Origin of the sequence: Mesorhizobium sp. Cs1299R1N1 (assembly GCF_037179655.1) — a bacterium.
GTDB classification, from domain to species: domain Bacteria; phylum Pseudomonadota; class Alphaproteobacteria; order Rhizobiales; family Rhizobiaceae; genus Mesorhizobium; species Mesorhizobium salmacidum.
Genome location: NZ_JAPYKR010000015.1, coordinates 127,549 through 142,582, shown reverse-complemented (window position 1 = coordinate 142,582; position 15,034 = coordinate 127,549). Strand labels below are relative to the sequence as shown.

Below are 15,034 nucleotides of genomic sequence, written 5' to 3'. Positions count from 1 at the left end.
GATTCACCGACGCCGATCGCGTCGAGAACATTCGCCGCGTCGCCGAAGTGGCCAAGCTGATGGCGGACGCCGGGCTGATCGTCATCGTCTCCTTCATTTCGCCGTTCAGAGCCGAGCGGCGCATGGCGCGCGAATTGATGGCCAGTGGCGAGTTCATCGAAGTCTTTGTCGACACGCCTTTCGAGGAATGCGCCAGGCGTGACCCGAAGGGCCTCTATGCGCGCGCGCTGAATGGCGAGATCAAGAATTTCACCGGTGTCGATTCTCCATATGAAGCACCGGAGAAACCGGAGATCCATCTCAAGACGCTCGGCAAGTCGCCTGAAGAGATGGTAGATGCCCTCTTCCACTTCGTCTGATGTCGAGGGGCGCAGGCTCCAATATAATAGCGCCGTTTCACATCGGAGCTTCCGGTATCCAAGATGCGGGGGCTATCTCTCCCGGAAAGCGCGTTGGAACGAATCCACCAAGGGCTTGGTCAGATAAGCCAGAAACGTTCGTTCGCCCGTTGAGATGAATGTCTCGACCGGCATGCCTGGATAGATCTGCTCGGGCTTGACCTGCGGTGGCAGCTTGTTGGCCATTTTAAGCCGGACGGTGAAGTAAGGCAGCCCGGTATTGGGTGCCATCAGCCGGTCGGCCGAAATGTAAAAAACCTTTCCGGACACTTTCGGCGTGGTGCGCGCGTTGAGTGCCGTGAACATCATGTTTGCGTCCTGCCCGACCCTGATTGAGTCGATATCTTCAGGCTTTATCCTGGCCTCGATGATGAGCTCGTTCGTGGTCGGCAGAAGCTCCATCGCGATCTCCCCGGCGCGGATGACGCTGCCTTCGGAATTGTAAAGCGAGCGCACGATGATGCCGTCCACGGGCGCCCGGATCGTCGTACGGTCCAGGACTGATCGCGCAGCGTTGATCTGTTCCTCGAGATCCGCAACCTCTGCCCGTGCTTTGTTCAGTTCCGTGACGGCATCCTCGACCCGGCTGGTTGTAAGCCTTTCAATCTGCTGACGCGCTTCCACAGTCTGGGTCGCCGAGCTGGCGATCTGCGCCTCCAGAGATCCCGCCTGTCCTACCAACTCGGCGGTACTGCGCAGAAGATTGGTATATTCGGAACGATTTGTGAGTCCTTTTTGTAGCAGGTCTTTTTTTCTTTCCGTCTCCTCGTTGACGATCACAAGCTGATTTTCCGCTGCCTTCTTTTGAGCCTTTAGCCCCACAATGGCGTCCTGAAGAGCTGCCACCCTTTGCTTCAGTATCCCCTGTTCCGCGCCATAACGTGCTAGCCGCGCCTGAAATTCCTTGTTTTGCTCGCCGAAGACATCGCTATATTCGGAAGCGCCTGAATAGGCTCCGAGGTCACTGGACAAGACAATACTCTCAAGGCCGTCGCGCTCTGCTTCGAGCCGAGAAATCTCGGCTTTTTGTGCAACCCACTGCTTGAGAACCCGGTTGAGCTGGGACCGCGCCATCGTCGGATCGAGCACGATCAGGGCCTGGCCTCTTGAGACCCTGTCACCCTCGCGAACTCTAATGCTCCTGACAACGCCTCCTTCGAGGTGCTGGATCATGACATTCTGCCCTGCCGCGGCGACCACACCCGGCGCAATGGTTGCTCCAGCAATCGGCGCCGTGGCCGCCCAGAACCCGAAGCCGAGCACGAAAACGGCCACGCTTGCATATCCCGCCAGCATGATCCGATCTGTGCGTGTATCGATGTTGCGCTGCCAGCGATAAGCCTTGGCACCAGTCTGGATGGTTTGGCTAGGGGCCGTCATTTGCGACTTTTACCTCTACGCGAGCCTGTGACGGGAAAGGCACCACTCCTTCATTGTCATGCGACTGAGCGGCCGCCGCTGCTGCCGCTCGGGCCCGTCGCTGAGCAAGTTCGTCGAGCACGTCCTTGGTCAAACCGTAAATCTCGACCTGACCGTTTAGCAGCATGAGGATGCGATCGCATTTGGAAGCGAGGGAGGGCCGGTGGGTAATGACGAGGACGGTCGTCTTTCGCGACCGCGCTTGGATGATCGCCCGCTCGAGCGCGGCTTCGCCGTCGGAATCAAGATTCGCGTTGGGCTCGTCGAGAACCAGTATCTTGGGATCGCCGTAAAAAGCGCGTGCAAGGCCAATGCGCTGACGCTCGCCCCCTGAAAGGCGAACGCCAGCGGGGCCGATCACCGTCGAGTATCCGTTCCTCTGCCCCATGATTAGCTCATGTACCTGCGCCATCCGGGCCGCTTGAACTAATTTCTCGTCGGATGCGTCCGGCTCAAAGCGCGCAATGTTCTGTGCGATGGTTCCAGGGAAGAGTTCCACATCCTGTGGAAGGTAGCCTATGTGACGGCCGAGTTCCTCCGGATCCCAGTTTCGAATATCGCCGCCATCGAGACGGATCGCGCCCGAACGGGGTTGGATCGCACCGACGATGAGCCGCGCCAGCGTCGATTTTCCTGCCTGGCTCGGGCCGACGATCGCGACGGTCTGGCCAGCGGGGACCTCGAAAGTCACCCGCTTGATGAGCGGCATCGCACCGTCGGCCGAACCTGGAAGATGATAGACGATCTGATCCGCGCTCAACACTCCAGCGGGACTCGGCAATGCTGGGTTTTCCTGCTTGTCCGGCCCGGATTGGGATACCGAAAGCCGCTTCCATGCAAGATTGGCGTCGGTGATCTGCCGCCAGCTTCCAACGATCTGATCAAGAGGTTGCAAGGCCCGCGCCGATATCATCGATGAGGCAAAGATCATGCCTGCGGTCATTTCGTTGTGCAGAACCAGATATGCACCGACGCCCAATATCGCGATTTGCAGCACCGATCGCGTCGTGCGGGACACACCACCATAGAACGCGTTGATGCGAGCCAGTCCGTCGGAGGCGTGCAGTGAGTCTGAAAAACGGATCCCCCAGAACTCTATCGCGTTGGACACCATCCCGAGTGCGCGGACCGTTTCGAAGTTTCGCGCGAAGGCCTGCGCCGAATTCATTGAGGCGCTAAGATTGTCCGCCGCCTCCTTGCTGGGTCGCGAACTCGCGATCTGGTTCAGCACAGCGATGGCAACCATGAGAACCGCACCGATAACCGTTACCAGGAAGAGCAACGGATGGACGAAGTAAAGCAGGCCCACGAAGATCGGTCCAAAAGGGAGGTCGAATAGAAAAAAGATGGTTCGCGAGGCGATGAACCCCCGCAGGGTCGCCAAGTCGCGCAGGGCCTGGACGTCGCCGAGACCGGCACGCGGACCGCTCATCGCCGCAAGAAAGGATGATGCACCCAAAGAGACATCCAGCCGAGCGGCGAGCTGGCTCGCATATACGCTGCGCACGACTTCGAGTACGCCGAACAGCAAGAGCGACGATAGGGCAAGCAAGCTCAAATAGGCGAGCGTGTCGAGGTTGGCCGCAGGCAAAACCCGGTCATATACCTGCAGCATGTAGAGAGGCAGGATCAACACCAGGGTGTTCATTGCCGCGGAGAAGAGGCCCATTTCGACCACACTCCTCGACAGCACCCTTCTGTTCGTAAAGCTGGGCATCTAAATCGCACCCGGGGCAAACGATCACATTAGACAATCTGTATATATCATACGGTGTTGCGATGCCACCGGTTGAGATTCTTTTGATAGCCATGATGATGAACGCAAACGGCTAGGCGCTGCGACAATTGCGGTTGTCCAAGGAGCATCGAGGCGAGAAGCCGCGCCCTCCTGCTATGACCGACCTATTTGCGCCGCAATACGCCCTGCCCCTCAGTGCGACTGAACGGGATTCCGCCAACTATGGCAACACGTCCAGGCTTATGAGGGTGCTTCCTCCTCTTTGGAAATCCCAAGCCCGATCGGCTACCCAAGGCTTAAGGTAAGTCTTGCACCCGAGGTCGTGGCGTTGTGCCTAATCCGGCAAACCGGACGTGCGATCCTGGAGCGTACGCATGGTCGCTTCGTAGACGCCTCCGATTTCTCGGTCGATCTCTTGGCGTGCGATGCCTTGAGCCTCTGCCGCCCGCACGGCGTCGGCCGCCATGGTGGTCACGACGAGGGCTGCGTCGTCAATTCGCGGCGGTAGATGGTCGCAAATCCATTTGCGTAGGAAATCAGCGGCGCGCCTGCTCATATCCCATTACACCTCAACCCGAGGTAGCCTCGGCGAATTCCTCGTCGGCCTCCACGATGCCATGTGCAGCCGCTCGCTCGAGCCAGAGGCGGCTGGCCAACGGGTCGCGCTCTCCGGCGAGACCTTTGGCGAGATACCGGCCCAGCATGAGTTGGGCCTGGCCATGCCCACATTCGGCGGCGGCCGAGAACCACTTCTGCGCCGCCACTTGGTCGATCGGCAAACCCTGGCCGGAGCTGTGCAGCGCTCCGAGCGCAAACATCGCCCCGGCATGACCGGCGGCGGCGGCTCGTTCGAACAACTGCACCGCGGCCTCTGGCGAACGATTGCCGCCACGGCCATTGAGCAGCATCTCCGCGAGTGCCACTTGCGCGTCGAGTATGCCGCCGTCGGCAGCCTGGGCAAACCAGGCGCGGGCCTGCCGCGCATCGGCCGCCACCCCGCGCCCATCCCTGAGGATGCGCGCATACATATATTGGGCCTCGGCCACGCCCTCAGCAGCGCGCCTTAGCCATTGCGCCGCCTGACCTTCGTCCTGGGGCACGCCGACGCCTTTGACGAAACAGAGGCCGAGATTGAATGCGGCGATCAGATCGCCTGACGATGCGGCGGCTTCGAACCATCCTGCTACATTTGTGGTGTCGTCCGCCTCGCCAATCCCTTGCAGCGCGAGGTTGGCCATATCGACTTGTGCTGCCTGACTCCCGCTGGTTGCGGCGGTGCGCAGCCAGCGTGTCCCCTCCTGCTCATCCCTGGCAACACCGTTTCCCGTGAGGTAAAGGGAGCCTAGGGCGCGAGCGGCGGCCTGATGACCCGCCTCGGCCGCCCGTCGATACCATGTTGCGGCTTCTGCATAATCCGGTGGTCGGTACTTCACGTTACGCTCCCCCAGGAGGTACGCCGCCTCGACGTTGCCGGCCAGTGCGGCACGTCGCATCCACGCCTCCCCGGCCACAGGATCGAGGTCACCGAGGCTCCCCTCGATCATCGCCAATCCCAATCGGAATTGGGCCGAGGGCAGGCCTTGCTCCGCAGCCGCTTGATACAGCCGCGCCGCGGCAGCAAGGTCGCCCGCGACGCCCAGCCCGTGCTCGGTGAAGATCGCAAAGAGGTAGATTGCGGTCGGCAGGCCAGCGTCGGCGGCACGACGTACCTCGTCAGCAATTCTGTCCCGTTCCGCGAGCCCACCTTGCCGGGCCAGCGAAAGGGCAAGACCGAGGCGTCCTTCGGCGCAGCCGGCCGCGGCCGAGCGCTCATACCAGCGGTGCGCTGCATCCGCATCGCGCATCGGTCCGGGACCCCTGGTGAGGATATAGCCGAGGACTGCTTGACCGGTTGCCGAGCCTGCCTCGGCCGCCTTCGTGGCAAGCTCGCGTGCCGCCACGAAGTCCGGCTCACCCAAGGTGTCTTGTTCGAACAGGCGTTGCGATGCAGGGCGCTTGACATCAGCTTCAGATGTCGCCAGTCCGCTCACATAAAGTGCGGCGAGGAGCGCCTGTGCATCGGCGCTCCCGCGTTTTGCTGCCCGCCCGAGCCACCGCGTTCCCTCCACGCGGCTCGGCGGCACACCCGAGCCTTCAAGATAACAACGCCCAACCCGATATTCGGCGTCGGCGATGCCCGCGCGCGCGGCGATCGCCATGAGCGGAAAGGCTTCCGAAGGCCTGCCGCTGTCAAAAAGCTGTACCGCCCGCCGCAATGCCGCCGCAGGGTTGGCGAAACCAGTCAGTCGATCCAGAATTGTCATCGATCCGAGTCCCTGATGTCCTCCATCTGGCCGCTGGCGCGCCGCAGCCTATGGCTCACGCATGGCTTCCTGGCCGATCGGCAGCATCGCGCCGAGGATATATTTGAGCACCGTGCGTTGGCCGACCTTGACGTCAGCGGTCACGGGCATGCCGGGGCTGACGATGAAACCGGCGGGTACCCCGTGCAGCGCAACCTGGTCGATGGAAATGCGAGTCCTATAGAATGGCTCGGCGTCCGAGGGCAGCATGGCCAGGGAACTGTTGGGGTCGCGTGCTTGCTCCTGCGCAGAAAAGGAATCCGGGCTGAGCGTTCGCACGGTGCCGTGGGCGAGGCCGTATTGCGAATAGGGGAAGGTGTCGAACTTGATGACCACGGGGTCGCCGACGTGCACGAAGCCGCTGCTGCGGCCGACCACGTTTGTCTCAATCTCAAGCGGCGCGTCGGCCGGCACCAGCGTGATCAAGCGCTCACCCGACTGGAGGACCGAGCCGACCGAGACTTTCGCCACCGACTGGACGATGGCGTCTGCTTCGCTTTTCAACTCTACCAACTGCTTACGGAGCCTTGCCTTGTTGAGGAGTTCGCGAGCGTCGGACATCCGAGAGGTCGCGTCGGACAGACCCTGTGAGACTTCCGCTCGCCAGCCTTGAATGTAGCCGTCGCGCTCGGCGGCCACCGCAGCCTGCTGGCGCTTGGCAGCCTCTGCTGTTTGCTCGGCATTGCCGAGCGCCCGCGACATCTCTGCCGAATTGTCTTCCGCGATAAGGGTATTGAGGCGGCTTCCGACCTGTCTTTCTTCCAGCTGTTTGCGCATCTGTTCTATCGATGCCGCGACCGAGAGCCGCTGCCGGTAGCCGAAGGCATCCGATTCAGAACGCGAGATCACCGAACTGAGTTCATCGCGTTGCCGGTCGAAATTCTCCAGCTTGGCCTCGTAGACTGCCTTGCGGCGCTCAAAGATAGACGCCTGCAGGGTCCAGCTCGGGTCGAGACCGTCATAGTTGAAAGCTTGGCCGTCGGCCTCCGCCTTCAACCGCGCCACTTCTGCCTCAAGCGTCGCGACCTGCATCGCCAGCGACTGGAGGTCCGCCGAGGCAAAGGTAGCATCGAGGCGGGCAAGCAATTGCCCGGCTTTTACGTGCTGACCTTCGCGCACGTCGATCGAGCGGACGATCGCCGTCTCCAAAGGTTGCACAATGATGTTGGGCGATTTTGAAACCACCAGCCCTCTGGCCGTCACCACCTGGTCGACCGGTATCAGTCCCGCCACGGCAATCAAGGCAACCACCATGCTCGAAATGATCCAGACGACACCGCGCGCCGACCGAGGAATTGGCGCATTGGCGACCGCCGTCGACGGCCATTGGAATTCGAGAATGGCTGGTGTCGTCGGATCGCTCGTTTTTATCCGACGCAAGCGGGCGGGGTGGATGGTGAGAGAGGTGGTGGTCATGGCTTGCTGGACCTGAAGTGTAAGCACTCGAAGTACAAACTGTCTCGAATGAAACCGATCCCATCCATTCCATCTTCAGTCGAAGCGCGATGGCCAAAGGAACGGTTCGCCGTCTTGCGGGCGATCATTGTTGAAAGCTCGAATCGACCGCCGCGCGACATCGGTCAACTCGACCGCGGCGGCACGGCGACCGGACGGCCGTGGCGGCCATCGAGGTGCCGGTTCTGCTGCGCCCACAGCTGGCGGTAGAGCGCGCATCGTTCGAGCAGGATCGCGTGGGGGGCGACGTCGAGGACCTTGCCCTGCTCCATGACAAGGATCTGGTCGCACTCGGTGAGCGAAGAAAGCCGGTGCGAAACGATGATCATCGTTCGACCGCTGGCGATGCGCATGAGATTGGCGCTGACGACCGCTTCACTCTCGGGATCGAGTGCGCTGGTCGCTTCGTCGAGGATAAGGACGGTCGGATTGTGGATGAGGGCGCGCGCGATCGCCAGCCGCTGCTTTTGACCGCCCGACAGATTGGGCGACCCTTCCTCGATGTATGTGTCGTAGCCATTCGGCATTCGTTCGATAAATTCTTCGGCGCCTGCCAGATGCGCGGCTCGCATCGCGTCGGAAAGCGTCAGGCCCGCGCGCCCGGCGATGATGTTCTCGCGGATCGACCCGCGGAATAGGAAATTATCCTGGAGCACCACGCCGAGCCCCTGGCGAAGGTGACGCAGGTTGAATTCCTTGAGATCGACACCGTCGAGCTTGAGGAAACCGCTATAGTCGCGGTTGATCCCCTGCAGAAGGCGCGCGATCGTCGACTTTCCCGACCCGCTGCGTCCGACAATACCGAACATGGTGCCTGCCGGAATGTTGAAGCTGACCCGGTCGAGCGCCGGCGTCCTGGTACCGATATAGCTGAAGGTCAGATCGCTGAACGTGACCTCGCCGACGAGCCTCGGTCTTACGCCCTGGGAATTCGAACTGCTCTCCAGCGGCCGGTTGAGGACCGACGCCGCCTCGCCGATCGCTGCGCCGACCTCCTCGTAGTCTTCGATCAGGCGCGCCAGCCCGACAAGCGGTTGGGCGACGCGCTGGGAGATCATCATGAAGGCGAACAGGCCGCCTACCATATAGCCGGAACTGTCGTTCATCGCGAGATAGGCCCCAATCAGCATTGTGCCGAGCACCATGGCACGTTCGATCGGCGTTACCAGGGTCTGCGGCCAGCTGGCGAACTGCCCGAAAGCCAGACGCGCCCTTCCCGCCTCCGCCACCTGCTCGTCCCAAAGCGCCTTGCGTTGCGGCTCGAGACCTAGTGCCTTCACGGTCTTTATCCCGACGACAGTTTCGCCGAGTGCCGCCGACTTCCATGTCTCGGCTTCAATCACCCGCTGGTACCTCCGGCGCAGCGGCTTGAGGAAGGCAAGAATGATCAGCACGATCGCGCCTGCGCAGGCAATCACGATCCAGGCGAGCTTGGCGTTGATGTAGAACATCACCGGTACCAGCACGCAGAGTGTTATCAGATCAAGGAACGTGCTGAGGAGTTTGCCGGTCAGGAACTCGCGGATGCGATAGACCTGGGCGAGATGGTACAGCGTCTCGCCGGCCGGATGACGCTCAAAATAGTCAAGCGGCAGGCGCAGGAGCCTGCTGAAAATGTGCAGTTGCAACTTGGTGTCCAGGCGGGCGCCGACGACGTTGATGATCAGCCGACGTGCGTGACCTAAGAGCGTTTCGTAGGCGAAGACGACGGCGATGATGGCCGACAAGAGCAACAGTGTCGAGACACTATTGAACTGCAGCACCTTGTTGACCACCGTCATGACGATGAGCGGCGGCAGGATGGTAAGGACGCTGAGCGTGAACGAGGCGATGGCGACGTCACGCAGAGGCCGGCTTTCGAGCCGTACCAGTTCGGCGAGCCAGCAGAGAGTGAAAGGCGCGTCCGCCGCAACAGAGGATCGCGCATTTCGCAGCAGCACCGCCTCGCCCGTCCACACCTGCGACAGGCGCAACTCGTCGATGGCGGTGGATTCACCGTCATCAGGCGCGTCCGCGCCTTTGAGGAAAACCAGGTTGCGCTCGGCACTGGCCCCGGTGAGGATCCCCGCGCCGCCATCGCTGAACAGCAGGACGACTGGCCCGGTATCCTGGAAGCGCAAGAGGTGGGACCAGCGAACGCGGACGGCGCGAGACCACATACCGCCGTTGCGCGCCCACTCGGACAGGTCAGCGGAGGTTGGAAACGGGCTTGCGCTCGCCGCCCTGAATTCGTTCGGGTCGAGCTCTACCCCGTGATAGCGGGCGACCCGCAACATCGCCTTGAGACGCTGCCCGACCTCTTCAAACTCGGCGGGACCACCGGGAAGCCGCCCCAGTTCGGTCGTATCGGCTTCGATGCCGGCGCGGACCGCCACCGGCTGGATTTCGGCGCTCAGAGGGATATTCACCATGGGCTTCCCTCCGACACGCAAGCGCCGATACCCCAGGCGCCCGCCGATACCTCAAGCGGGGACTGATTGATGCCGAGCCAGCCGGTCGGACGGACCCGTCCCCGGTCGGAAATGGCGGGCGCGCGGACCCTGCTTTCCGCAGAGCGCGCGCGCCCGTTTCTCAGCCTTGGACTGGTTCCTATCGTGGTCTGTCCACTTACCATTCCTGCTCACTCATGCGGCTTCAGAATATCCTTCAGAGCCTTCTTCACCGTGTCGTCGCTGTTGGCGCTGCCCGCACCATGCTTGGGGTCCGAGGTCAGGTCGGTGCTCGCACCCAGCGGCTTGTTCTGGTTCTGGCCAAATCCCCTGATCGTGTTGAGCACGTTCAGGAGGTCGGTCGTCACCGAACCGGCCGCTAGTCCGATGAGCTGGCGGAACGACGCAGGGCTTACGGCATCACTGTCGGTCGAGCCGGATTGCAGGAACTGCGTCGAGTCCTTGAGCCCGAGGGTGCTGGCCGTGACCGTGGCGGTGTGACCGTCAGGGGAGCCATCGGCGTCAGTGCCATCATTGGGATGGCCTTTCCCCGGATTGCTGCTGTCGTTGTGGTCAGGATCGTTGCCGCCACCGTTGTTGCCATGGTGGTGGTCACCGGTCTCACCGCCAGGCCCTGTCGCTCCGGTCGGACCTGTCGGACCAGGCGCTCCGGTGGAGCCAGTTGCTCCGGTCGAACCTGTCGCTCCGGTCGAGCCAGTTGCACCAGTCGAACCTGTCGCTCCAGTCGAGCCGGTAGCTCCGGTCGCTCCGGTTGCCCCGGTCGAGCCAGTTGCCCCGGTCGAACCTGTCGCTCCGGTCGAGCCGGTAGCTCCGGTCGAGCCAGTTGCACCAGTCGAACCTGTCGCTCCAGTCGAACCTGTCGCTCCAGTCGAGCCGGTCGCTCCAGTCGAGCCGGTTGCACCAGTCGAGCCTGTCGCACCAGTTGCTCCGGTCGAGCCTGTCGCTCCGGTTGAACCAGTCGAGCCGGTATGCCCGGTGGCACCAGTAGAGCCAGTTGCTCCGGTTGCACCAGTCGAGCCTGTCGAGCCAGTTGCCCCGGTCGAACCTGTCGCTCCGGTCGAGCCGGTGGCTCCGGTCGAACCGGTCGCTCCAGTCGAGCCGGTCGAGCCGGTTGCACCAGTCGAGCCGGTATGCCCGGTGGCACCAGTAGAGCCAGTTGCTCCGGTTGCACCAGTCGAGCCTGTCGCACCAGTTGCTCCGGTCGAGCCGGTAGCTCCGGTCGAGCCAGTTGCACCAGTCGAACCTGTCGCTCCAGTCGAACCTGTCGCTCCAGTCGAGCCGGTCGCTCCAGTCGAGCCGGTTGCACCAGTCGAGCCTGTCGCACCAGTTGCTCCGGTCGAGCCTGTCGCTCCGGTTGAACCAGTCGAGCCGGTATGCCCGGTGGCACCAGTAGAGCCAGTTGCTCCGGTTGCACCAGTCGAGCCTGTCGAGCCAGTTGCCCCGGTCGAGCCGGTCGAGCCGGTCGCTCCAGTCGAGCCGGTATGCCCGGTGGCACCAGTAGAGCCAGTTGCTCCGGTTGCACCAGTCGAGCCTGTCGCACCAGTTGCTCCGGTCGAGCCGGTCGCTCCGGTTGAACCAGTCGAGCCGGTATGCCCGGTGGCACCAGTAGAGCCAGTTGCTCCGGTTGCACCAGTCGAGCCGGTCGAGCCAGTTGCCCCGGTCGAGCCGGTCGCTCCAGTCGAGCCGGTTGCGCCAGTCGAACCGGTAGCTCCGGTCGAACCGGTCGCTCCAGTCGAGCCGGTCGCACCAGTTGCTCCGGTCGAGCCGGTCGCTCCGGTTGAACCAGTCGAGCCGGTATGCCCGGTGGCACCAGTAGAGCCAGTTGCTCCGGTTGCACCAGTCGAGCCTGTCGAGCCAGTTGCCCCGGTCGAGCCGGTCGCTCCAGTCGAGCCGGTATGCCCGGTGGCACCAGTAGAGCCAGTTGCTCCGGTTGCACCAGTCGAGCCTGTCGAGCCAGTTGCCCCGGTCGAGCCGGTCGCTCCAGTCGAGCCAGTTGCCCCGGTCGAGCCTGTCGCACCGGTTGCTCCAGTCGAGCCTGTCGAGCCAGTTGCCCCGGTCGAGCCGGTCGCTCCAGTCGAGCCGGTCGAGCCAGTTGCCCCGGTCGAGCCTGTCGCACCGGTTGCTCCAGTCGAGCCGGTTGCACCAGTCGAGCCGGTCGAGCCGGTTGCACCAGTCGTACCTGTCGCTCCAGTTGAGCCGGTAGCTCCGGTCGAACCGGTCGCTCCAGTCGAGCCGGTTGCCCCGGTCGAACCTGTCGCTCCAGTCGAGCCGGTTGCCCCGGTCGAACCTGTCGCTCCAGTCGAGCCGGTAGCTCCGGTCGAGCCGGTAGCTCCGGTCGAGCCCGTCGCACCAGTCGAGCCGGTAGCTCCAGTCGAGCCGGTCGAACCTGTCGAACCAGTCGAGCCGGTAGCTCCAGTCGAGCCTGTCGATCCAGTCGAGCCGGTCGAACCAGTCGATCCGGTCGCACCGGTCGAGCCGGTCGAACCAGTAGAGCCAGTTGCTCCGGTAGAGCCCGTCGAGCCTGTCGCACCAGTCGAGCCGGTCGCACCGGTCGAGCCAGTCGAGCCCGTCGCACCGGTCGAACCAGTTGCTCCGGTCGAACCAGTAGAGCCAGTTGCTCCGGTAGAGCCAGTCGAGCCCGTCGCACCGGTCGAGCCGGTCGAACCTGTCGAGCCGGTCGAACCAGTCGATCCGGTCGAGCCGGTCGAGCCAGTTGCTCCGGTAGAGCCAGTCGAGCCCGTCGCACCGGTCGAGCCGGTCGAACCGGTCGAGCCGGTCGAACCAGTAGAGCCGGTCGAGCCGGTTGCTCCAGTCGAACCGGTCGAGCCGGTCGAACCAGTCGCTCCGGTGTCACCGGTTGCACCTGTGGCTCCCGTAGAGCCGGTCGAGCCGGTTGCTCCAGTCGATCCGGTCGAGCCGGTCGAACCAGTCGCTCCGGTATCACCGGTTGCACCTGTGGCTCCCGTCGAGCCGGTCGAGCCGGTTGCTCCCGTAGAGCCGGTCGAGCCGGTAGAGCCGGTCGAGCCTGTCGCTCCGGTATCCCCGGTTGCACCTGTGGCTCCCGTAGAGCCGGTCGAGCCGGTTGCTCCAGTCGATCCGGTAGAGCCGGTCGAGCCTGTCGCTCCGGTATCACCGGTTGCACCTGTGGCTCCCGTAGAACCGGTCGAGCCGGTTGCTCCAGTCGATCCAGTCGAGCCAGTCGCCCCGGTATCACCGGTTGCACCTGTGGCTCCCGTAGAGCCGGTCGAGCCGGTTGCTCCAGTCGATCCGGTCGAGCCGGTTGCTCCCGTAGAGCCGGTCGAGCCGGTTGCTCCAGTCGATCCGGTCGAACCGGTCGGGCCTGTCGCTCCGGTATCACCGGTTGCACCTGTGGCTCCGGTAGAGCCGGTCGCGCCAGTTGCTCCTGTCGAGCCGGTCGCGCCAGCCGGACCCGTTGCGCCTACAGTACTGGTGCTGAAAGTGCCAATATCAAATTGATTGCCCCCGTTCCCATTGGCGGGGCCCAAGATCGGCCCATCCGCAAAATTATACGTATTTCCAGCTCCAGGTGTAAGCGTTCCGTATAAATTAAAACCGCTATCATATATTTTATAAGTATGAGTCGGATCTGGAATTGTTATCGTCACTGCAAATTCGCTGACAACTCCATTTCCAGACTGCGGAAGCGGAAAGCTGCCTACCAACAGATCAGGATTGGCCGTGATGTCTACTAAATAGTACGTATTTATACTGGCACTTCCATTCTGGGTGGTTAAGTTGCCGGTGAGAGTCAGATCAACCGAAAGCACTCCTGTATAAATTAGTGCGCCAGCTGAAGTCAGCGGCGGCAGCGACCCGGGTGCGTTCACGCGCGCGGACAGCTCCCATGCGCCGCCCAGGGCCGCTGCGCCAACCAGCGATCTCGATGCGCAGACGTCCGCGCCGACGGCCTCTTCTAGCGCCGCCACGAAGGTCTCGCCCCCATTGCCCGATGCCGTCTCGCAGCTCCACAGCCGCAGTTCGCCATCAGCGGCAAGCGCCCGGCCGATTGCGGCAAGATCCTCAGCCTCTTCCTTCAATGTGGCGGTCGACCACTCTCCTGCAGTGAAGCTAACCTGGCCAGGCGCGCCATGCGCAATCACGTGCACTGCATCGAGCCCTGCATGCCCTGCGAGCGCGGCAGCGATCTGCTGCGCCGCCGGCCGGCGGCCGTCGAGCACAATCGCTTGAACCTCGGGGCGCAGGTTGCCGAGAACCGTCTGGAGGTCGGAGACTGAAGGATCGACAAAAAGAATTTCAGAGGCACGGGCCATGACTGGCTCCTGTTGGCTTCGAATTCAATTCACGGGGACACAGCCCACCGGCCTGGCCGGCGAGCGCTGGGGACAAGGGGCTTGAGACGCGTCACCTTCCGGACGACCCGACGGCGTCGTCGGGACGTTGTACGGCTGGGGTCTCGACGCGAAGGAAGCTGGCGGCCTGGAAATTCCCGCCATCATCAAACGTTCCAATGACAAGTGAGCCGGCGGTGCTTGGGACCTTGACGGTGAGAGCGACGGCGAGGCTTCGCTTGACGGCTTTGGGCAGAATGACCTGACCGACGATCGCGCTCTTGGCCGTGTCCAGAATGAAATAAGGTGCATTTTCGGTCGTGTCGCCGATCGGCAAAACGCCCCGAACAGTGACTTCCATGACCGCAAATCCTGCTGTGTGGCTCATCATGTCCTCCTCGTCGCTGCGGCCATGCCGCAGCTTCCTCTTGTTTCGTATCCTCAGATTTCAACTGCTGGGTTCAACCGCCGAGCGCACGCGACCCGCGCGCATCGGCGGATCGATAAAGTCTGGACCCACCTTGGCTGCAACTCCGCAAGCCAACCGGCGACGCGCAGGGTGACGAGACCGGAGCGCAAGACTTGACGGCGTCTTCGCGCCGCTCGATCGAACGTCTTCAATGAGGTGGGTGTGAAGTTCGCAGGCATGCTGCGACCCACGGGGCGCAGAGGAAAACCCGTCAATCTCGGGACAATCCTGGCTAGCGGCCCGGTGCGGATAATTGGGGGACTGATCGAAGCCGAACCCGCGTCGCGAGCGCATCGTTTCGTACTTGGTATCACGCCAACCACAGCCAACTCCCGTAACGCACGTGTCGATTTCTCGACGACGACTTGCGAGGGAACTGACTACTCGCGAAGGAATATCAGGTTAGGAAAACGCTGGCCTTGAGTTCAAGGCGGTACGACGTCTTCTCCAGCA

At 62.6% G+C, this 15,034-nt stretch carries 11 protein-coding genes and 1 pseudogene; 3 read left to right on the top strand and 9 right to left on the bottom strand.

What is annotated here, in order from left to right:
• Positions 1–359, top strand: a 359-nt coding sequence (gene cysC / locus O7A70_RS27950; RefSeq protein ID WP_337143229.1) for an adenylyl-sulfate kinase, incomplete at its 5' end; no start/stop codon positions are given.
• A 72-nt stretch (positions 360–431) separates the two neighbouring features.
• Here cysC and O7A70_RS27945 read toward each other — a convergent pair.
• The 5 genes from O7A70_RS27945 to O7A70_RS27925 all read right to left on the bottom strand — a co-directional run bounded on the left by O7A70_RS27945 (position 432) and on the right by O7A70_RS27925 (position 7,151).
• The gene (locus O7A70_RS27945; RefSeq protein ID WP_337143228.1) at positions 432–1,778 is read right to left on the bottom strand and encodes an HlyD family type I secretion periplasmic adaptor subunit; all 1,347 of its coding nucleotides are present in this window, start codon (positions 1,776–1,778) and stop codon (positions 432–434) included.
• Positions 1,765–3,534 carry a type I secretion system permease/ATPase gene (locus tag O7A70_RS27940; protein ID WP_337143227.1) on the bottom strand — a complete coding sequence of 590 codons (1,770 nt, stop codon included), beginning with the start codon at positions 3,532–3,534 and terminating at the stop codon, positions 1,765–1,767. The genes O7A70_RS27945 and O7A70_RS27940 overlap by 14 nt, the downstream gene beginning before the upstream one ends.
• A 355-nt stretch (positions 3,535–3,889) precedes the next feature.
• On the bottom strand, positions 3,890–4,111 hold the full coding sequence (locus tag O7A70_RS27935; RefSeq protein WP_337143226.1) for a hypothetical protein: 222 nt from the start codon (positions 4,109–4,111) through the stop codon (positions 3,890–3,892).
• A 13-nt stretch (positions 4,112–4,124) separates the two neighbouring features.
• Complete coding sequence (locus O7A70_RS27930; protein ID WP_337143225.1) at positions 4,125–5,858, bottom strand: tetratricopeptide repeat protein; 1,734 nt, start codon at positions 5,856–5,858, stop codon at positions 4,125–4,127.
• Positions 5,859–5,906: 48 nt separating this feature from the next.
• Positions 5,907–7,151: an HlyD family type I secretion periplasmic adaptor subunit gene (locus tag O7A70_RS27925; protein WP_337143224.1), complete on the bottom strand. Its 1,245-nt coding sequence runs from the start codon at positions 7,149–7,151 to the stop codon at positions 5,907–5,909.
• Between O7A70_RS27925 and O7A70_RS27920 the strand changes: the two genes are divergently transcribed.
• Positions 7,150–7,329: a hypothetical protein gene (locus O7A70_RS27920; RefSeq protein ID WP_337109520.1), complete on the top strand. Its 180-nt coding sequence runs from the start codon at positions 7,150–7,152 to the stop codon at positions 7,327–7,329. The genes O7A70_RS27925 and O7A70_RS27920 overlap by 2 nt on opposite strands.
• Before the next feature lie 148 nt (positions 7,330–7,477).
• Here the strand turns inward: O7A70_RS27920 and O7A70_RS27915 are convergent, their stop codons facing one another.
• Both O7A70_RS27915 and O7A70_RS27910 read right to left on the bottom strand, forming a co-directional pair.
• Positions 7,478–9,763, bottom strand: a complete 2,286-nt coding sequence (locus O7A70_RS27915) for a peptidase domain-containing ABC transporter (RefSeq protein ID WP_337143223.1) — start codon at positions 9,761–9,763, stop codon at positions 7,478–7,480.
• Between the two features lie 209 nt (positions 9,764–9,972).
• Complete coding sequence (locus O7A70_RS27910) at positions 9,973–10,149, bottom strand: hypothetical protein (RefSeq protein ID WP_181166789.1); 177 nt, start codon at positions 10,147–10,149, stop codon at positions 9,973–9,975.
• A 304-nt stretch (positions 10,150–10,453) separates the two neighbouring features.
• Between O7A70_RS27910 and O7A70_RS27905 the strand changes: the two genes are divergently transcribed.
• Complete coding sequence (locus O7A70_RS27905) at positions 10,454–13,279, top strand: DUF4573 domain-containing protein (RefSeq protein ID WP_337143222.1); 2,826 nt, start codon at positions 10,454–10,456, stop codon at positions 13,277–13,279.
• A gap of 383 nt (positions 13,280–13,662) precedes the next feature.
• On the opposite strand, the pseudogene O7A70_RS27900 reads toward O7A70_RS27905, so the two are convergent.
• Positions 13,663–14,094, bottom strand: a pseudogene (locus O7A70_RS27900) (DUF4347 domain-containing protein); the annotation flags it as partial.
• Positions 14,095–14,185: 91 nt separating this feature from the next.
• The gene (locus O7A70_RS27895; RefSeq protein ID WP_337143221.1) at positions 14,186–14,503 is read right to left on the bottom strand and encodes a hypothetical protein; all 318 of its coding nucleotides are present in this window, start codon (positions 14,501–14,503) and stop codon (positions 14,186–14,188) included.
• Positions 14,504–15,034 lie beyond the last annotated feature (531 nt).